General features: G+C 70.5%; 1 protein-coding gene. It reads right to left on the minus strand.

The window, feature by feature from the left end:
• A partial coding sequence (locus tag JZ791_RS47455; RefSeq protein ID WP_216903985.1) for a sensor domain-containing diguanylate cyclase occupies positions 1 to 434 on the minus strand: 434 nt, incomplete at both ends.

The following is a 434-nucleotide window of genomic DNA, read 5'->3' on the forward strand; positions in this document are numbered from 1 at the left end:
GCCTCGTCCCCGGCGGTGTGGCCCAGCCGGTCGTTGATGGCCTTGAAGTTGTCGACGTCCAGCAGCGCCACGCAGAGCGGCGCGTCGTTGCGCAGCGCGCGCGCCACCTCGCGCTCCAGCGCCTCGTCCAGTCCCTTGCGGTTCAGCGATCCCGTGAGCGGATCGTGGCGCGCCTGGGCGCTGGCGCGGTCCAGCTCCTCCTGCAACTTGGCGATCTCGGCGTGGCGCGCCTCCGAACGCTCGCGCAGGTTCTGCAGTTCATCGCGCGTCAGGCGGGTGTCGAGCGCCATCGCGCGCGTGGCGCCCATGACCTCCTCCAGCAGCGGCGTGATCTGGTCGAAGCTCGTGGCCCGGCCGATCTGCTCGGCGCAGCGCTCCATCTTCTCGTGGTAGGTGCTGCTGGAGGCGGTGATCTGCGCGAGGCGCTCGATGAA

The sequence above is a fragment of the Nocardia alni genome (assembly GCF_019038435.1).
GTDB classification, from domain to species: Bacteria; Actinomycetota; Actinomycetes; order Mycobacteriales; family Mycobacteriaceae; genus Nocardia; species Nocardia alni.